This is a genomic window from Azospirillum sp., from assembly GCF_050789165.1.
This window is the reverse complement of the sequence record NZ_JBOZRT010000140.1, coordinates 14,798-29,553: the sequence shown is the minus strand read 5'-3', so window position 1 is coordinate 29,553 and position 14,756 is coordinate 14,798. Positions and strand designations below refer to the sequence as shown.

Here is a 14,756-nt window from a genome sequence, read left to right as displayed (position 1 = left end):
TGCTGGTGGCGCGGGCCGAGGCGTTCAGCGCCGACGGGCTGGAGCGGCTGAAGGCGGCGCTGGTCGAGCAGCTTAAGCTCTCCGGCCTCAAGGAGCCCTCCTTCGAGGGCGGTGGCGACGCCGCCCACTGAGCCGGGCCGCGGCGGCGCACGGCCTATCGCCGTTGCGCCAGCAGCGGACGGGCGACCCCGGACGCCAGCAGACGGCGCAACGCCGCCCGGGTCGCCTCCGGGGATGCCGCGCCGCCCGGCGCGGCGACGGCCTCGGGTGGGGCGATGAAGAAGGGCGGCGCACCGATGTTGGGCCGACTGCGGTAGAGGGACAGCGCGACGGCCGTCACGCTGACGTCGCCAAGCTCGGAGGCCGGCCTCGTGTGGGCGTGCAGCAGAACCGCCAGAAGCGCCGGGTCGGCGAGGCGTTCGTCGTTCGCGGCGAGCGTGAGCACCGCAGGCCCGCCGTCGCCCAGCAGGGACGTCAGCTCCTCCGCCGGGCTGTTGCACGGATGGGGCTGATGCCGTAGGCCATGGCTCCACCTCCGTTCAGGTTCCTGGCCGTGCCCTACAAAGCGAACGCTGCCCGCCGTCACCACATCACACGACCGAAGCGGCGCGTGACCAATTGGGCCGCTTATGACGAGGCCTTGCGTCAGCGCGGCAGCCTCACCGTCTGGGTGAGCGACGAGGCGGTGGCGCAGTGGAAGGCGGCGCCCCGTACCACACCGGGTGGTCAGCCTCACTACTCGGACTTGGCTATCATGACGGCCTTGATGCTGAGGGCGGTGTTCCGTTTGGCGCTGCGCCAGACCGAGGGGCTGATCGGTTCCGTCTTGCACCTGCTCGGGCTTGATCTGCCGGTGCCGGATCACTCCACCATCGCGCGCCGCGCCCGGACGGTGACGCTGCCCTCAGCACCGCGCTCGAGCGGCGCGCCCATCCACCTGCTGGTGGACAGCACCGGGCTGAAGCTGTGTGGGCCGGGCGAATGGCTGATCGAGAAGCACGGCACCAGGAAGCGGCGCTCCTGGCACGCCTTGCACATCGGCATGGACGCGGGCAGCGGCCGGATTGTCGCCGCCACGCTGACCGGGCGCGGCGTCGATGACGCCTTGCAGGTCGGCCCCTTGCTCGATCAGATAGCCGGGCCGGTGGCCTCGCTGACCGGGGACGGCGCGTATGACCGGAGCGGCGTCTACGCGTCCGTGCACGAGCGCCATCCCGAGGCCGCGGTGGTGGCGCCACCGCGCCGCGATGCCGTGCTCAGCGACGCCGCCGAGACCGTGCCCACCCAGCGTGACCGCCACATCCAGATGATCGCGCAGCAGGGCCGAATGGCGTGGCAGCGGGCCAGCGGCTACAACAAGCGGGCGGGCGTGGAAAGCCAAATGGCGCGCTGGAAGGGCGTCCTCGGCGAGGTGCTGCGCTTCCACTGTGACGCGGCGCAGGCCACCGAGGTCGCCATCGGCGTCGTGGTCCTCAACCGCATGCTCGACCTCGGACGCCCGAACTCTGTCCGCGTCGCCTGATTACCAACGGGGCTGGGGCAATATCTTGCTCAGCTCACCTCGCTGCAACACGCCGGTGACGATCCGCAAGCACCGCGTCGCGCCGGAACGGGCGGCCGTTTACGTAGACACCTGGGCCGACGTCTTTCCGGTGCGCGAGGCGATCTTTGCCGACGTCGCCGATGCCATGCGGGTGCATCGGAACCATGGCATCCCGTTCTGGGACGGCATGATCTGGGCGGTCACCCGGCGGGCCGGGGCCCGCTTCCTGCTCAGCGAGGATCTTCAGGATGGGCGCGAGCTGGAAGGGGTGCGGGTGGTGAACCCCTTCAACCCAGCAAACGCCGGCATGCTCGAGGATGCCTTGAGCCTGTGATCGCGCTGGGCGTCGTCCCCCTGGGCTCTGGCCCCTCATCCTGTGAGGTCGGCTTTGTCCGTGAGGAGGCCCAGCTTCACGAGCCTGGCGGCGATCGACCCGCGCGTGCGCCGGAAATGCTCCTGCAACGCGGCGCCCCCCACGCCCTCGTCGCGTGATTGCTCACCGGGCTGGCTGAGGGCGTGCCGCCAGTTGGGCCCTCCGCGCATTGGGGGTGGTTGGTGATCTGGTGTTGCGTTGCATGGCGGGACATGAGTCAACAGCGGGATGACGGTTCCGCCGCGCTATCGCCTGAGTGAGGCCGAGAAGGACGCCCTGCTCGTTGAGCAGGCGGCGCTGATCGAGCGTTTGGTCGCGCGGATTGCCGAACTGGAAGCGCTGGTCGGCAAGCCGAAGAAGACCTCGACGAACTCGCACGTTCCGCCGTCGCAGGATGGTCCCGGGCGTGAGAGCCGCAAGGCGAAGCGGCGGCGCAAACCGCGGCCGTCCCGCCCCGGCGTCGCCCGCCCGCTCGCCCCGGACCCTGATCGCACCGAGCGCCGTCTGGCCGAGAGCTGCCCTCATTGCCAGGTGGCGCTGTCACCGGCGGCCCAGCGGTGCCGGCATCGCTACGACCACATTGACCTGCCCGAGGTCCGCCCGGTGGTGACGCGGGTCGAGCTGTTTGGCGGCCGCTGCGGGCAGTGCGGGCGGCGCTACCGGGCCGAGCCGCCCGCCGCCATGCCGCCGGGCACGCCGTTCGGGCCCGGCATCCGCTCGCTGCTGGCCTACCTGCACCACAGCCATCATATCGGCATCGAGCGCCTGGCGCGGATGCTGAAGGAACTGTTCGGGCTGAGCATCTCCGAGGGCGCCATCGCCAACGCATTCCGCCGCCTGGGGCCGGCCTTCGACACGGCCTGTGCGGCGATCAAAGCCAAGCTGTTGGGCGCCTCGATCATCGCCTCGGACGAGACCACGACACGGGTCAACGGCGTGACGCACTGGCAGTGGGTCTTCCATTCCGATGCGGCCGTGCTGCACACCATCGCCCCCAGCCGGAGCCGGGCGGTGGCCGCCGAGGTCCTGGGCGAGCATCGGCCCGAAGTGTGGATCTCGGACCGCTATGCTGGGCAGCAGGAACTGGGGCGCATCCATCAGGTCTGTCTGGCCCATGTGCTTCGGGACGTGCAGTACGCCATCGACTGCGGCGACAGCGTGGTGGCGCCGAAGATCCGTGACCACCTGCGCTGGGCCATCCGGGCTGGCAAACGAAGACCGGACCTGAAGGACAGCACGCTCGCCGCTTACGCCGCCAAGGCCGAGCGCGGCCTCGACGTTCTGGTCGGGGTTCCCGCCGCCCATCCGGCCGGGCGCGAGCTGCAGCGCCAGATCAAGGCGTGGCGCGGCAAGTTCTTCGTCTTCCTCGCTGATCGCCGCGTGCCGCCGACCAACAACGGAAGTGAGCAGGAGATCCGCCCCTCCGTGGTCTTCCGCAAGGTGACCAACGGCTTCCGCTCCGACTGGGGGCCGGGCATCCACGCCGGGTACCGCTCAGTCACCGGAACCGCGCGCCGCCAAGGCCAGTCCGCCTGGACCGCCGTCCGCGACCTGATCGACGGCACCTTCGTCGTCGCCTGACCGCTCACCGGCCGCCACCCCCGTGAGCAATCACCTCGTCGCGGTACAGGCGCGCCAGGTCCGCATCCTGCTCAGCTGTCCAGGGCTGCCCGGTGTTCTCCGGCAGGCCACGCTCCAGCGCGCGCTGGCGCAGCGCGTGTTCGCGCTGCTCGGGAGTGAGTTTGGGTTTGGCGGTGCGCGCCGGCGGCCGGTAGCCGCCCTCGTTGAGCAGGCGGTTGCCCCGCATCAGGAGCACCTCCACCCAGAACACCTGGGCGCGCTCGGCCGCCGCGCCGCCGCGCGTTTCCTCGAGCACCACGAAGACGGGCGCCGTCCCGGCCTGACGCAGCGCCCGCAGCCGCTCGTCCACCCGGGGGTGCTCGCCCATCCGGTACGCCCGCGCGCCGTGAAGGGTGCCAACGTAGAACACCCGGTGGTCGGAGGGATCGACGATGGCGAAGACCACCCAGGGGTCCGCACCATCGGCTGGTCCGTCCCCGTCGGTGGAATCATGGGACTCCATCACCGTCGTTCTCCGTGTCGGCGTCAAAGACTTGCGGGAAATAGGCCAGCCCTGTGCCGAACAGCCCGCTATCGGCACCAGGTGCGGGCGTCGGAGCCGTGCGGACACGGGCGGGAGCCGGACTGTCGACAAGTTCGTCCGCGCCGGGTGGCTCGTAGAAGGGCAGCGCCAGCTGCCCGTCAGGCTCGGCGGCGTAGGGCAGCCCCGGCAGGGTCCGGCGCTCGGCGCCCGGAAGCACGTACTGCTCGCCCTGCTCGGTCCGTTCGGTGCGCGGCATGCCAGTGTCCCTTTGGCTCGTTCCCCAGGATTGGCCGGACCGCCGGGTCCGTCAACCGCCCCCTCCGCTAGCCCAGCAGGTCGCCGGCGCGGTTGCGCAGGGCGTCGCCGGCCTCGTAGTAGCCGGCGGCGACGCTGAGCGAGCGGTGGTCGGAGAGCGCCATGGCCTCCTGCAGCGGCACGCCGTCGCGGCCGGCCTGGGTGAGGAAGCCGGCGCGCAGGCTGTGCGCCGACAGCCCGGCGGGGTCGAGGCCGGCCAGCCGCGCCCGCTCCTGGACGATGCGCGCCACGGTGCGGTCGGAGAGCGGCCTGGGCTCGCCGTCCGCCCCGCGGATCGTCACCACCCGTCCCCGCTTGCTCACCTTGCGGAACAGCGGCCCGTCGACGATCCCCTCCTCCGCCAGCACCGCCAGCCAGGCGCGCAGCGCCGCGGCGGCGCGGCCGCGCACCGGGAAGGCTTTGCGGGCGCCGTCCTGGCGCGCCTTGCGGACGCCGAGGGTCAGCACGTAGTCATCCCCCACCGCCTCGAGATCCTCAATCCGCAGCGCCACGATCTCCGACCGCCGCCGCCCCCCCGAGGCCCACCCCACCAGCAACAGCGCCCGGTCGCGCAGGTCCTCAGTGGCGTTGCCGGTGCTGACCGCAAGGAGCGGCAGCAGCACCTCGTCACGCGTCGCCGCCCGCGCCTTCTTCGGAGTCACACCGCGCCGGGCCAGCGCCCGGCGGGTGACCTTGAGCAGCTCGCGGATCGGGGCGCTGAGGGTGGGCGGGGGGAGGTCGAGCATCCGGTGCATGGCGGCGAGGCAGGCGAGGCGGCGCTCGACGGTGGCCAAGCGGTGCGGCCCGGGCTTGCGCTTGATGCCGGCGGCGAGCAGGGCGGCCTCGACGCGCGGGTCAAGCCCCTCGACGTGGTCGAGGATGAAGCGCTCGACGACGGCGACCGATACCGCTTGTCCGGCGGCCAGGGGGAGGGGGGTGCCGACGGTGGCGGCGTGCCACGCCTCCCAGTAGGCGCGGTCGGACCGGTAGCCGCGCAGCGTGTTGGGGGCGGTGCCGTCGGCGAAGAGCGCGCGGCGGCGTTCCCGGTCCTCGGGACGCAGGACATCGGGCAGGGCGCCCTGCCCGTCCGGCTCGACGATGACGGTGAGGTCGCTCATGGCGGCGCGGCTCCGGAGGGGGATGTGGCGGGGCCCTCCCCCACCCCGGTCGGGCGGGTTCGGAGGGGGTATTTTGGCTGGATTTTTCTGGTCCGACAAGGGTTCATTATCGGACCTAAAAGACCATGTTCCACCTTCTGCAATGGAATTCACCGCTTTGAAGCTATCTGCTAGTTTGGTTTCCCAAGAACCGCCGTTGCCGCGCTGAAGGTGTTGACCGTGTTTGTTCTCTCGGGCCACGAAAATCCCGATCCCGCAACCCGCGCCGCCGCGTTCGAGCGCGCCGGCCTGGCCATCGCCCGCCTCGACGCCAGGCTCGATGGGCACCCGCTGCTCGCCGCCTGGCAGCACTGGGTCCGCCTTGAGGCGGTGCGCGCCCACGCCGGCCTCGACGGTTTCCGCATCCCGCCGCACCGGCTCGCCGCCGTGATCGAGGGCCTGCGCCTGCGGCCGCTCGAAACAGCGTCGCTGCCGGAGCGCGGCGCCGACCTCGACGCCCTGCACCACGCGCTGCGCTTGTACGGCCTGCTGCTCGCCGCCGCCGACCGCCGCCCCGAGCGGGAGCTGGACGACACCACCGACGCGCCCGAACACCGACGCCTCGTCGAGGACGCGCTGTGGGCGCTCACCCGGCCGGCCGCCGGCGCCCGCCTGCCGGCGCTCGCCCAGGCGATGCGCGCATGGATCACCGACGACCGTCCGCGCGGCGCGGTGCGCGCCGCCCTGCCGGCGGCGCTGCAGGCCACCGGCGTGACCCGTATCCTGCTGCCGCTCCTTGCCGGCGCCGACACGCTGCGCCCGGACAGTCCGGGCGACCCGGATGGCTGGGCACTCGCGTTCGCCCGCAGCCTCGTGCGCGAGGCCGAGGACGGGCTCGCGGTCCTGCGCCGCCTCGAGCACGCCTGGCGCGCTGCTCGCGCAGCGATCGGCCAGCGCCGCTCCACCAGCCGCCTGCCCGCCGCCGTCGATCTGCTCGCCGCCACCCCCTTGCTCGGCCCCGCCCGCCTCGCCGCCCTGCTCGGCTGCTCCGTGCGCGGCGCCGGCCTGATGATGGAGGAGCTGGTGGCGTGCGGGGCGGCGGTCGAGGTGACCGGGCGCACCACCTATCGTCTGTACGGGCTGCCCGGCACCGAGGGGATCCGCGGCGAGACGGCGGGCCCGCGGCGTTACGGGGCGCGGCGCGGCCGGCCGCCGAAGATCGTCGTGCCGGAGCCGCTGAGCGCGACCGAGCCGCCGCCGCCCCCGGCGGTGCCCGCCCGCCTGGAGCGCCTGGAGATCGACACCGCCGCCCTCGACGCCCTGCTCGCCGACACGAGCCGCGTCATCGAGCGGGTGCAAGGCATGCTCAAGGCGCACGCCACGAATAAGGGGTCAACGGGACCGTGAAGTGCGGCGTAGGCCGGACAATGCGGGGCGCCCTTACGTCTCGGGGGCGTCCGGCGGCGGAGCCAGTGTCCACCCGGCGATGATCTGCACCGCGTAGCGGGCGGCTTGGTTGTCGGGGATCGCAAAGTGGCGGCGCAGTTCGACCACAGCCGCCCATTCCCCGCCTTCGCGGTAGGCGGCTTGGATGGCGTCGGCGGCGTCTCGGCTGATCACGAACATGACGTCAGTGTAGCGCCACGGACGGTTCGGCGGCAGGGGAGGAAAATAGAGAAAGGAATCCGACCGCGCGGCGCCGCTTACCGGCGCTCTCGGCCCCACCCTCCCCGTGGCCCCCGTGACGCGCCGCTGTCCGAAGCGGCCCTTATGCGTCGGTCTACAGAGTAACCGCCGCACGGTCGCTTTGCGCTTGCAAGCTTAGAACATACAAGGAACATTTTGTGGTGCTGAGAGTTGCTGACGTGACGGAGATCACCGCCATGCCAACCGCTGACCATGTTGTTTGGCGGCTGGTGCGCAAGCGCTCGCGACCAAGCGAGACATCGGACAGGAGGACAGCGCCATGGACGTGGATGAGAGCGGGCTCCGTCGGGGGATCCTGGCCCTCCGCGACACCGACGGGTACCGTCACGCGGCGCCGCTGACCGCCGTACGCGGCATCCACGAGACCGAGAGCGGCACCGTCATCGCGCTGTGGAACCGCGTGGTAACGGTGGATGTCAGCTACGACGACATGCTGATCCGTTTGGGGTGGGGACAGCACGGATGAAGGCCGCGAGAGGCGGCCGTTCGCCCGATGAGAGCCTTGCGGGCGGTCGCCGCCGCGCGCGCTGCGGCGCGGTCACGGTGTCACACCGGGAAACAGCCGACGGTCGAACGGCACCGTCCGCACCGCGATGATCGTCGCTTTGCCGGCATCGGGGTGCAGCGGGTTGAGAAGGACGTTGTGCACATCCGGCACAATGGCACTCGGCACCCGCAGCAGGGCCGACCGGCCGGCGGCCAACCACGCGTCGCCGACACCACGCGTGACGCCCTCCCGTGCCGGCCAGTCCGCTGGCAGCGGTGGGCAGTCCACCGGAACGACCGTGTCCTCCACCTCGACGGTCAGCAACTGATAGGTGTCCGGCAGCGCGTCGGGTGTCGCAACCTCCAAGTGCACGAGAACTTCGAGCAACGCCCCGGCGGCGGAGTCGGCGAGATAGACGACCGGTCGTCCCCGGCTGTGCCAGCGCCCGCCCGCCCGCAGCCCACCGACGCCCTGAAGGTCGGCGTAGTTGCTGATCCGCCAGAGCCTCACGCAAAATAGCCTTCATCGACCTGGATCAGGGCTTCCTCGACCAGCCGTGCGCCCGGCTCTGTGTCGATGAGGTCCATCGGCGTCTCGCCATCGAAGCGACGCTTGGGGGTGGTCATCCAGGACAGCGCCTTGGCCCGGCTGCCGAAAACGACCTCGGCCAGCGCCAGGATGTTCGCCGTCCGGTAGGCGCGTTCGCTCTCCTCCAGGGACAGGGCCTCGCCCCGTTGCCGGCGGTGCTCCAGCGTGCGGCGCGGGATGATCCGGCTCAGCACCTTCTGGTCGAGGCCGACGGACTGAAGGGCGGCGATGGCCGGCGGCCGCAGCCGGTTGCGGACCAGGTGCACCGCATCGAGGTCAGAGCTGGGCGGCGTCTCAAGGCCCAGCAGTTCCGCCACCACGGAGCGTTGTCGCTCAACAAGTCGCGCGCTCTCCATCGCCCCACTCCCACAAAATGCCACCCATAACGTGGCATCTTGCGGCACCGCGGTCAAGGCACCGTGTCTGCAAGGCCGGCGGTGCGGTTCGGCACCGGGAACGGTCGAAACGCGTGCCCATCCCAGGCGTTCTCCGTTCAACTCCCCGATCAGGAAAGCCTCTGAGAGAACCCTATTGCCGCGAGGCGACGGTTGCTGTTGACGGTCTGGCACTGTGAGCCGGGGCTCTTCCATTCCTCTTGGGCTCGATCACGTCGATGCCCTTCAAGGGCAACACCGTTCGCCACCATATCATCAAGCAACACTACCGGGCCGCAACTGGCAGGAGTAGAATGCCGCGCTGCGGGCGCGTTGCTCGGGACCATCCCGTGCACATCCGTTCTGGCGATCCCGAGCGCTTGACGGAATCCCTGCGTCAAACAGAAGCCGATAAGGCTCCACTTGCTCCGGATGACGACCGGCTACGCGCAAGGGGAGGTCGGACGAAGTTCAGTGTGACCCCCAGAGGCACGTCGGATTCCGAGCAGGGTTCAAACAAAGCTGTTGGCGTCGAGCACCTGGGGCATTGAGGCGTCAACTCCTTATCCGTCGGTGATCCTGCCAGCTCAACGCGCCCGCACTGTGGACACCGAATAAGGGTGAGAAACGGCACATACTCTTGGTCGCTCATTCCGCCTTCTCCCCATCAGAGACTTCCTCGGGTCGGTGAAGATGGGGCGTTTGGAGCCTCATCCTCGGCTGCACCGCTGGCGGGTTCCAGGCGGCCATGCCAACCATCATCAACAAAGTCGAGTTCGAACAAGGGCATCAGGCTGTCCAGGTGGCGGTTGGCCTTCTCGATGCGCCGGCGCAATTCGGTGTCGGTGCTAAGGTCGTGTGCATGCTTGTCGCGCATTCGGCCTCCATGCATTACAATGTAAGATGCGCAGCGTTGCGGCAAGGCAAACCCCGCCCTTGTTGGCTCTTAGATATCATAGTCCCTGTTGAGGCCGGCTTGGAACTCGATCCTCAGCCATGACAGATGGAACGCCCCGCAACGCTGCGCCCTCAGGCGTCGCCAAACCGTGGCCGCTGGTCCGAAGCCACGGCACCGGATACGACGTATTGGCGGCTAACGATTTTACCGACACGAACCTCGCGTCCGACCGCTGTGTTGGTAAACGATGCTGATTGCCAACACAGCCTGATGTGGCGTCATGCCTGACACCATCGGCCTGCCCCTCCAGACGATGTTCGCCGAGGTCGAGCGGCGCAGCCTCAACGCCGACGTCGAGGACATCTATCCGGAGAACGGCTCCTTTTCAAAGCGGGAGCGCAACGGGCGGCAATACTGGTATTACAACGGCTACGACCGCCAGACCGGGACCAAGTACGTCAAATACGCCGGCCCGACGCACGATGAGGCCATCACCCGACGCGTCGAGCGGTTCCAGCGCATCAAGACGGACTTCCGCGCCCGGCGCCGCATGGTCACCGCACTGAAGGCAGCCGGGCTGCCAGCGCCGGACCCGCTGGTGGGCGACGTGGTGGAGGCCTTGGCGCGTGCCGGAGCGTTCCGGCTGCGCTGCGTCCTGGTCGGAGCGGCGGCTTATCAGAGCTACTCCGGGCTGCTCGGCGTGCTGCTGCCGGCGCCGACGCTCACGACCACCGACATCGATGGGGGGCAGTTCCACGCGATCTCGCTGCTGGGGGACGACAGCCTGCCGCCGCTCCTGGACATCCTGCGCTCCGTCGAGCCAAGCTTCACCGAGGTCCCGGACCAGGCGGGCGGGCGCTTCGCCACACGGTTCAAGGCGCAGGGCATCGAGGTCGAGTTCCTCGTCCCCGACCGGGCCGGCGCCGGGCACCGGGGCGAGCAGGCGTCCGGCGGCGCCGCGGCCATGCTGCCGCGCGCCCTGGACTACCTGATCCACGAACCGGTGCGCAGCGTCCTGCTGCACAAGGCCGGCGTTGCGGTGCGTGTCCCGGCCCCCGAGCGCTACGCCGTCCACAAGCTGATTGCCGCCACCCGCCGACGAGCGGATCACCGGGGCCATACCAAACGCGACAAGGACCTCCATCAGGCCGGCGCCCTGATCGACGCCCTGGCTGCGACACGGCGGCAGCACGACCTGCTGGACGCCTGGATGCAGGCGTGGGACCGCGGCCCGCAATGGCAGGCCGCGCTGATCCACGGGCGTTCCATGCTCCCGCCTGAGCACCAAGCCGCCTTGCGTCAGGCCTTGGAAACAGCCGGCCGCGAGACCGGTGACCGCCTGGAGGACATCGGCTTTGCGGCCACGGCCGGCACCGTTCCGCCGAGCCAGGAGGACGCCGCCGACGGAGTGTAACGGAGAGCCGCCACGCCGGCTGCGGTTTCGGCAGCGCAGGCACGGTCGCGCTGCCGCGCGCTGTCGGCCCGGCAGACCAGGACGACGTCCTTCGGTGCCCCTCCGTTCCGGCTTCATAGTGCGTTTGGTGTTTCATCTGCCGCTGCGCCAAACCAAGGGGCTGCTCAGTTCGCCGCTGGACCTGATCGACGGTGTGCTACCGGTTCCCGGTCCCACGTGGCCAAAGGGCAAAGGCGGAAACCGCCATAGCGTGCGACAAGCCCATCCTTGGGAACTGCTTCATGCCCGCACACTGCCCGGCCAGCCGGCCGAGGCGGCGGTCGGGATCACCGTCCTGAACCGGATGATCGAACAAGAACGCCCGACCTCCGTCCGCGTTCACCACTGTGTCCGCGCTGACCTCGCTGCACCAACGCCCCTCGCACACCCACAATGGCTGGAGTCATGCAACGGCCGCCTCCTGTCTTCCATTTTGTGGACGGGGCCGGGAGTTGTCGCCGGAGCTTCGACGTCATACACTCTAATAGCCGACGTCTGTGCGACACCAGGACACCAGTCATGGACCACGCGGCGCAAGCCCATCCGGGCCTTCTTGGCCCCTTCGTCGAAGCGGTAACCGAACCAGGGAGTCGGTACCTCGACCCGCGCCGCCTGCTCGCCCTCACTGGCATGCGTGTGCATGAGCTTGCCGCACTGGTCGGCGTGAACCGGAACACGGTGACGCGCAATCCGCACAGCCTGAAGGTCCAAGACGCGGTCGGCACCGTTGTGCAACTGCTGGAAAGCGCGGCGGAAGTGGCCGGAGACATGGATCGCGCACTCCTCTGGTATCGTCACCAGCCGATTGAAGCGTACCGCTTCCAGACCGCCGCTAAACTCGTTGGCGCGAACCAGACGGAAGCAGTGATGGCTTACCTGGATGACCTACGCCAAGGCACCTACGCCTGACGGGTGTTGCCCTCAAGCGGACCGTCCTCCACGTTCTCATGCCCCGTTGGGCGCTACAGCTATTGATGCGGGTTACAGCCAAAAAAGAGCATTTAGCTAAATTTGCGAAAACCGCGAATTATAGCACGCCCAAGCACGCCTTAAACTGGCGAAAGGTTAGCGAAATCGATCATCTATACGCGCCCTAGCGTCGGCCCGACTGGAGTAACACGGGGGAGCATTTTTGGCGCTCGAGATTGGCTCTATGACCCAGCTGACGGCAATCCCCCTTGGTTCAGTCAGTGTGCATCCAATGTGCCCGGAGCGAATTCCGGAAGCGGATGTGACGCCGACACGGAAGCTGCCACCTGTGGTAGTTTATCGCGCATCCTTCCCTGGGAAAGAGGACGGGGAGTACACGCTGATTGCCGGAGTTGCGGCTCTTTATCAGGCTAAGACCCAGCGCACGACCAGCGTGGCAGCGATTATTGCTGACACTCCACTGTCCAATGCAGAACTCGCCGTGACAATGTTGTCATACGTAGATTTCTCAGATTTGAATCCCGTTAAGATGTCCGTACTGATTATGATCCTGGCCACTCACCCAAACGGTGGGCTTCTAAAACTATCTCATCTTTCAGCTATTCTCGGGTGCGATACTAAAGATATCGTCTCTCGCCTCACTGAGGTGCTCAGGCCTTACATATGCAGATATGCAGGTATCCCAGAAAATCTTGTACCTCTAATTGAACACGGGCATTTGCTAAGACTTGCTAATCGACTTGATCCACTTATTCTTCTGATGAACGCATTGAGTGGTTCCGCAGCACTCCCAAATGCCCAGCGATTTAATGACAAGCTCTATACCGGCAACAATGCGGATGGTGACACGGTATTCGACGTCGCCTCTGCGCCACCTACGGTAGACCAAAATAACTCTGACCGATCCAATCGTCGCTCCATCCCGCAGCGACTAAGTACTGAATCGCTCAGCCCGCTTGGACGTTGGCTCGAGAGCTGCTTAATTATTAAAGAGTGGTCGAACAACCAAGCTGCCGAAGCGCTTGGCATAAGTCCGCGCATGCTTGCGTTGATAAGGACAGGCAAGCGCCGTCTCACCACGCAGCGATTGCAAAAGCTCATCGAAGTTTTTGGCAGCCCTCCACAGGACACACTAACAGATGGCGTGACCGTATCACTCCAGGCTCGCGAGTCCACCCTCGGTCCAGGTACGACTCACCTCGCGAGTCCACCCCGGTCCGAGTCGCAAGAAGCACCTTCAAAAGGGGTAATCCAAAAGCAAAAATGCGCCCCAGGGCTTCACGGAAATTTGGTTGAGCAACGGCCCCTAAAAGGCTGTTCCGGCACGCCCGCCTCACCCCCCGAAGGGATCGCGCCGCCTTCGGCCGAAGGCGGCGCCCACGACCCAGACCCTTGGAAAGTCTGGCTTCCGCCGCTTCCGGCCAGGCGCCAGCCCTCGGTGTCCAGCGACAGCGCGCCTACCGGATCAAAGCCTCGGAAAGGCCGGAGATCCGTAAAGCCCTCGGACAGTGGGAGCGGGTCCGTCCAATGACGACACCTGCCGACTCCCCGCTCCGGCCGCTAATGGACCTCTTCCGTCTGCCAATGACACTGACCCCGGTGCAACTTGACGGCAACCCAACTCAGCCGGGGCGCTGCCTCCTGCACCTGCGCGTTGCCGTCAAACCGACGTCATGCGGGAGCGGGACGACGTGCGAAAAGCTGAAGGGTGGCCCCACCCGCCACGTCACTTTCACTCACCTCCCCATTGGCTGGACGCATGTGAAGGTGCGGATCTCCTATAAGGAGTACTGGTGCCCGACGCACGAGACCTCTTTCGAGGCGCTTCCCATCCTGGCGCATCCAACGAGGATGATCACCGACGCGACCGCGCGATTGGTCGAGTGGCACCTGCATCGACGCATTTTCGTTGAGACCGAGCGCTTGACGGGCGTGCCCGCCAAAACGGTCCGCGCGCTCTTTGATGACTACGTAGCAGAGGCTGAAAGGCGTCTTCCTCCCAAACTTACAGCCAACATCGGAGTGGATGAAATTTACTTGCGCGTCGCTCGTCTTGTTCTCGTCAGTCTGCCGCCAAAGCGATTAGGGGAAAAAAGCAATGCCGCAGGCAAAGCGCATCTCATCGACATTTTGCCGGCCAAAGATATGAACGCGGCACTGACCACACTTGAGGGCATGCCAGGACGGACGATCGTGCGCCGGATTGTGACGGATTTCTGCCCAGTGATTGCCGGATTTCTCCCGAGGCTGATAGATCTGTTTCCGGATGCGAAAGTCATCTGCGACCGCTTTCACTTCATTATGCAGTTCGACAAAGCTCTCGAACGCCTGCGCGGTAGCGTGGCGAAAAAAATTGGTCGCAAAGCCTTGGAAGGCGCTAAAACCGTCATGCTGAAGCGCTACCACCGTCTAACCAACACGGAATGGGACCGCCTCGTCGATTGGGGCGAGAAAGATCCTCGACTATGGTTCGCCTATCACGTTAGGGAAGCGGCCGCCCAAATACATGACGCGCGCACGCCGCACCAGGGTGCCGCGCGCCTTGCCCAGCTGCGACATACCCTTTTGTCGCAGCCGGCTCTTGCCAAGATCTTTGAGAAGCCCATCACGTTGATGGCGGAACGCGAGCCGGAGATCCTGGCGTTCTTTGGTTCGCGGCTAACCAACGGGCCGACGGAGGCTATGAATCAGCGTCTGCGGTCCCTATGGCGCAGCCTTCGCGTGCGGAAGGGCGACGACGATGCCGACTCCGAGCGGCGCTTCGCCACCTTCCGTGGCCTTGCCCTCCTCCAGATGGGAGCGTGGACCTATGATGCGATTTGCGCCGCGCGCCACGCATCGGAACGAGCCCCTGACCGTGAAATTCTTTTCGGGTCCGAACCAGAGGAATGGTGAGCCCCACGCGAGA

17 protein-coding genes are annotated in these 14,756 nt (G+C 67.4%); 9 read left to right on the top strand and 8 right to left on the bottom strand.

Features of this window, described 5'->3' with window-relative positions; genetic code table 11:
• Positions 1–154 precede the first annotated feature (154 nt).
• Positions 155–445, bottom strand: a complete 291-nt coding sequence (locus ACRWK7_RS29605; RefSeq protein WP_431860529.1) for a hypothetical protein — start codon at positions 443–445, stop codon at positions 155–157.
• Between the two features lie 108 nt (positions 446–553).
• On the opposite strand from ACRWK7_RS29605, the gene ACRWK7_RS29600 reads away from it, so the two are divergent.
• From ACRWK7_RS29600 to tnpC, 3 genes are all read left to right on the top strand, one after another.
• Entirely contained in the window at positions 554–1,522 is a 969-nt protein-coding gene (locus tag ACRWK7_RS29600; protein ID WP_431860527.1) for an IS5 family transposase, read from the top strand.
• 55 nt (positions 1,523–1,577) lie between these two features.
• Complete coding sequence (locus tag ACRWK7_RS29595; RefSeq protein ID WP_431860525.1) at positions 1,578–1,877, top strand: PIN domain-containing protein; 300 nt, start codon at positions 1,578–1,580, stop codon at positions 1,875–1,877.
• A 267-nt stretch (positions 1,878–2,144) separates the two neighbouring features.
• On the top strand, positions 2,145–3,497 hold the full coding sequence (gene tnpC, locus ACRWK7_RS29590; protein WP_431860523.1) for an IS66 family transposase: 1,353 nt from the start codon (positions 2,145–2,147) through the stop codon (positions 3,495–3,497).
• Positions 3,498–3,501: 4 nt separating this feature from the next.
• Here the strand turns inward: tnpC and ACRWK7_RS29585 are convergent, their stop codons facing one another.
• The 3 genes from ACRWK7_RS29585 to ACRWK7_RS29575 all read right to left on the bottom strand — a co-directional run bounded on the left by ACRWK7_RS29585 (position 3,502) and on the right by ACRWK7_RS29575 (position 5,432).
• Complete coding sequence (locus ACRWK7_RS29585) at positions 3,502–3,999, bottom strand: hypothetical protein (RefSeq protein WP_431860521.1); 498 nt, start codon at positions 3,997–3,999, stop codon at positions 3,502–3,504.
• Positions 3,986–4,276: a hypothetical protein gene (locus ACRWK7_RS29580; protein WP_431860519.1), complete on the bottom strand. Its 291-nt coding sequence runs from the start codon at positions 4,274–4,276 to the stop codon at positions 3,986–3,988. The genes ACRWK7_RS29585 and ACRWK7_RS29580 overlap by 14 nt, the downstream gene beginning before the upstream one ends.
• A 67-nt stretch (positions 4,277–4,343) precedes the next feature.
• Positions 4,344–5,432, bottom strand: a complete 1,089-nt coding sequence (locus ACRWK7_RS29575) for a tyrosine-type recombinase/integrase (protein ID WP_431860517.1) — start codon at positions 5,430–5,432, stop codon at positions 4,344–4,346.
• Between the two features lie 219 nt (positions 5,433–5,651).
• Here ACRWK7_RS29575 and ACRWK7_RS29570 point away from each other — a divergent pair, with 219 nt between their 5' ends.
• Positions 5,652–6,818: a hypothetical protein gene (locus ACRWK7_RS29570; protein WP_431860515.1), complete on the top strand. Its 1,167-nt coding sequence runs from the start codon at positions 5,652–5,654 to the stop codon at positions 6,816–6,818.
• Between the two features lie 33 nt (positions 6,819–6,851).
• Here ACRWK7_RS29570 and ACRWK7_RS29565 read toward each other — a convergent pair whose 3' ends face one another.
• A complete protein-coding gene (locus ACRWK7_RS29565) occupies positions 6,852–7,037 on the bottom strand; it encodes a hypothetical protein (protein WP_431860513.1) in 186 nt (61 codons plus the stop codon).
• Between the two features lie 340 nt (positions 7,038–7,377).
• On the opposite strand from ACRWK7_RS29565, the gene ACRWK7_RS29560 reads away from it, so the two are divergent.
• The gene (locus ACRWK7_RS29560; protein ID WP_431860511.1) at positions 7,378–7,584 is read left to right on the top strand and encodes a hypothetical protein; all 207 of its coding nucleotides are present in this window, start codon (positions 7,378–7,380) and stop codon (positions 7,582–7,584) included.
• 72 nt (positions 7,585–7,656) lie between these two features.
• On the opposite strand, the gene ACRWK7_RS29555 is transcribed toward ACRWK7_RS29560, so the two are convergent.
• From ACRWK7_RS29555 to ACRWK7_RS29545, 3 genes are all read right to left on the bottom strand, one after another.
• The gene (locus ACRWK7_RS29555; protein ID WP_431860509.1) at positions 7,657–8,115 is read right to left on the bottom strand and encodes an RES family NAD+ phosphorylase; all 459 of its coding nucleotides are present in this window, start codon (positions 8,113–8,115) and stop codon (positions 7,657–7,659) included.
• Positions 8,112–8,549 carry a type II RES/Xre toxin-antitoxin system antitoxin gene (gene parS, locus ACRWK7_RS29550; protein WP_431860507.1) on the bottom strand — a complete coding sequence of 146 codons (438 nt, stop codon included), beginning with the start codon at positions 8,547–8,549 and terminating at the stop codon, positions 8,112–8,114. Before parS ends, ACRWK7_RS29555 begins: the two co-directional genes overlap by 4 nt.
• Positions 8,550–9,234: 685 nt before the next feature.
• Positions 9,235–9,444, bottom strand: coding sequence for a hypothetical protein (locus tag ACRWK7_RS29545; RefSeq protein WP_431860505.1), 210 nt, complete (start codon positions 9,442–9,444; stop codon positions 9,235–9,237).
• A 301-nt stretch (positions 9,445–9,745) separates the two neighbouring features.
• On the opposite strand from ACRWK7_RS29545, the gene ACRWK7_RS29540 reads away from it, so the two are divergent.
• The 4 genes from ACRWK7_RS29540 (at position 9,746) to ACRWK7_RS29525 (ending at position 14,743) form a co-directional block, all read left to right on the top strand.
• A complete protein-coding gene (locus tag ACRWK7_RS29540) occupies positions 9,746–10,879 on the top strand; it encodes a nucleotidyltransferase family protein (RefSeq protein WP_431860503.1) in 1,134 nt (377 codons plus the stop codon).
• 558 nt (positions 10,880–11,437) lie between these two features.
• Positions 11,438–11,827, top strand: a complete 390-nt coding sequence (locus ACRWK7_RS29535) for a hypothetical protein (RefSeq protein ID WP_431860501.1) — start codon at positions 11,438–11,440, stop codon at positions 11,825–11,827.
• 244 nt (positions 11,828–12,071) lie between these two features.
• Entirely contained in the window at positions 12,072–13,379 is a 1,308-nt protein-coding gene (locus ACRWK7_RS29530) for a helix-turn-helix domain-containing protein (protein ID WP_431860499.1), read from the top strand.
• Positions 13,376–14,743, top strand: coding sequence for a transposase (locus tag ACRWK7_RS29525; protein ID WP_431860497.1), 1,368 nt, complete (start codon positions 13,376–13,378; stop codon positions 14,741–14,743). Before ACRWK7_RS29530 ends, ACRWK7_RS29525 begins: the two co-directional genes overlap by 4 nt.
• The last annotated feature ends 13 nt before the right edge of the window (positions 14,744–14,756 follow it).